General features: G+C 63.6%; 3 protein-coding genes and 1 pseudogene. All 4 read left to right on the top strand.

The window, feature by feature from the left end; translation table 11 throughout:
- A pseudogene (locus tag AAFP05_RS08960) lies at window positions 1-243 on the top strand (cytidyltransferase); the annotation flags it as partial.
- Between the two features lie 110 nt (window positions 244-353).
- Window positions 354-1,547 (top strand): DUF1972 domain-containing protein, encoded by a 1,194-nt coding sequence (locus AAFP05_RS08955; protein WP_341729517.1) that lies wholly within the window; start codon window positions 354-356, stop codon window positions 1,545-1,547.
- Window positions 1,548-1,550: 3 nt separating this feature from the next.
- Window positions 1,551-2,696, top strand: coding sequence for a Gfo/Idh/MocA family oxidoreductase (locus AAFP05_RS08950; RefSeq protein WP_341729516.1), 1,146 nt, complete (start codon window positions 1,551-1,553; stop codon window positions 2,694-2,696).
- 8 nt (window positions 2,697-2,704) lie between these two features.
- The coding region (locus AAFP05_RS08945; protein ID WP_341729515.1) for a hypothetical protein at window positions 2,705-3,153 on the top strand (449 nt) is incomplete at its 3' end.

Genomic DNA, 3,153 nt, shown 5'->3' with positions numbered 1-3,153 from the left:
ATGGAAGTGGTGGCCGCGATGGATATCGTGGACGCCGTTGTGGTCGATTTCTCCAGCAGCAAACTGGATGTCTGGGAGCGCGTTCACTTCGACGTGTTGTTCAAGGGCGACGATTGGCGCGGGACGGCGAAGGGCGACCGGCTCGAGTCGGAGATGGCTACCGTCGGTGCCAGCGTTCGCTACTTTCCCTACACCGCCCACACCTCGTCCACGGCGCTGCGCCAGATTCTCGCCAGCCGCTGAACGCACGTCCTGCGGGCAGGCCGTTCCGGTATGCTTCCGCACGGTCGGTTACACCCCACTTGCTGGCGCCCTTTGCGTCCGGCCGACCCGCCCACGAAGGAGTTTCACGCTTGTCAGCACGCCAACGAGCCCCGATCGATTCCGATCGATCCAGTCTCGAGACGGACGACAGGCCAGTCGTCCGCATTCTGGGTACCCATGGCGTCCCGGCCAACTACGGCGGCTTCGAAACGGCTGCCGAGAAGGTCGGCCTGCATCTGCTCGCCGCCGGTTGGCGGGTCATCGTCTACTGCCAGGTCGACGGCTCGGGTGAGATCACCTACGACGAGTGGCACGGCTTGGAGCGGGTGAACGTCCCGGTGAGTGTGCCCGGGTGGCGCGGAACGTCGCTTTTCGACCTGAAGTGCGTCCGGCACGTGAGCCAGTTCGATGATCTCTGCCTGGTCTTCGGGTACAACACCGGGATCTTCAACACCTGGCAACGGCTCAAGGGCATCCCGATGGTGATCAACATGGACGGGATCGAGTGGTCGCGGTCGCGTTGGGGTTTCACCCGTCAGGCCATTCTCTACATCAACGAGCGGTTCTCGGCGGCTGTGGGCAACCATCTCATCGCCGATCACCCGGCGATCGAGAAATACCTCTGGACGCGCGCGCCGAAACGCAAGGTGACGATGATCGCCTACGGAGCGGACGAGGTGCTCGAGGCCGATCCGGCGCCGGTACGCGCACTGGGTCTGGAGCCCGGTGGTTATCTCACGCTGATCTGCCGGCCCATTCCAGAGAACTCAATCCTCGAGCTCGTCCAAGGCTTCTCGGCCAAGCCGCGCAGTCAGAAGCTGGTCATTCTGGGCAACTACGACCCGCAAGGCGACGAGTACCACCGCCAGGTCATGGAGGCGGCGTCCGAGGACGTGCTTTTCGTCGGCGCGATTTTCGATCCCGCCATCGTCCAGCCACTGCGGTTTCATAGCGCGCTCTACATGCACGGTCACACCGTCGGCGGCACCAATCCGTCGCTGGTTGAGGCCCTGGGTGCGGGAAATGCGGTCCTGGCCCACGACAACGTGTACAACCGCTGGACGGCCGGCGCCGGGCAGAGCTACTTCACCACCGCCGAGGAGGTCGAGGCCGCACTGGACGAGATCCTCGAGTCGCCGGATCGGCTCGCCGAGATGAGCGCGGCGGCGCGTGAGCGCTACCTCTCCGGACTCACTTGGTACCAGATCGGTGAGCAGTACCGGATTCTGCTCGATCGCTATCTGCCCAAGAACGTGAAGAAGATTCGAAATGGAAGGCGTTGAACGATGGTGAAAGTGGCGGTAGTCGGCCTGGGGAAGATGGGAATCTCGCATCTTTCCATGGTGCGGGCTCTGCCAGGCGTGGAGGTCGTGGGCGTCGTCGATGCCACGACCTACCTGCTCGGCATACTGAAGAAATACACCGGCTTGGCGACCTACACGTCGATCGACAAACTCCTGGCCAACGAGCAACCTGACGCAGCCATCGTGGCGACGCCGTCGCGGTTGCACTACCCGATGGTCAAGCAGCTGCTGGAGGCCGGCGTCGCAGTCTTCTGCGAGAAGCCGTTCACGCTCAGTGGATCCGAAGGCGACGAGTTGGTCGAGCTGGCGCAGGCCAAGGGTCTGGTCACTCAGGTGGGCTACCACAACCGGTTCGTCGGCGCGTTCGGCGAGGTGAAGCGGTTGCTCGACGCCGGCGCCGTCGGCACGGTCACTCACGGACTGGCCGAGGCCTACGGTCCGGTGGTGCTGAAGCCTCAGGGCGGCACCTGGCGGAGCAAGAGCACCGAGGGTGGCGGCTGTCTCTATGACTACGCCGCCCACCCGCTGAACCTGATCAACTGGTACCTCGGCGAGCCGGTCGGAGTGGGTGGCACTGTGCTGAACAGCATCTTCTCCGCCGAGATCGATGACGAGGTTTCCTCCACGCTCTACTACGACGAGGGCCGCACGGTCTCGGTGTCGGTGAACTGGTCGGACGAGTCGGTTCGCAAGATGACCACCAGGATCACCCTGTGGGGCACCGCCGGCCGCATCTTCGCCGACCGCCAGGAGATTCAGGTCTACCTGCGCGAGGAGGCGCAGCTCCCCGAGGGCTATCAGGCCGGCTGGAACGTTCGCTACACCACCGAACTCACCGACCAGGTCGACTTCTACCTGCGCGGCGAGGAGTACACCGCCCAGTTGGCGCACTTCGTGGAACGGGTCGCTGGGGGGATCGTGGACGGCGAGAACACATTCGCCTCGGCGGTCGTCACCGACAAGCTGATCGAGCGGATGATCGACGACTCCAAGCGTGGGCCTTCGGTGCGGCTCAGCGATGAAGTGGTCGCCGTCCGGCCTCCGGCGCGGTCGTTGGCCGCCCGATTGCTCGATCTCGGCCGTTCGGGTGTGAAGCGCGTCCGGGCACTCGTGTCCGGCGGAAAGTGAGAACGACGATGGACAACCTGCTTTTCGGAGACAACCAGTTCTTCGGGGTCAATCACATGTCTGAGGAGAAGGCCCGCCAGCAACAGATGCGCTTCCAGCGCACCGACGCGGTCATCGACGTGCTCAAGGATGCCTACGCCGAAGGCGTGACCACCTTCATGTGCACGACCCATGACCGGATCGGCGAAGTGGCGCACTACTTCCGCGAGAATCGTGAACAGTATCCGGACTTCACGTTCTTTCCGGGGATGCCTTACGCGCACAAGTACGCCAACGCCATCACCACCGACGGAATGATGGGTGCGCTGAAGCGTTTCCTGCCCAACTCCGGGCTCGTGGACGCTGCGATGCGCGGTACCTCGTCCTTGGTCGGCAAGGATATCGAGGGCTTGGTCACGTTGTTGATCGACGCCGAGATGAAGATGTTCGAGGGGCTGCCCACGCCGGTGATCTGGCT

Source organism: Brooklawnia sp., assembly GCF_032229645.1.
Classification (GTDB): Bacteria; Actinomycetota; Actinomycetes; order Propionibacteriales; family Propionibacteriaceae; genus Brooklawnia.
The sequence above is the reverse complement of the archived record's forward strand: the minus strand, read 5'-3'. Positions and strand labels throughout refer to the sequence as shown.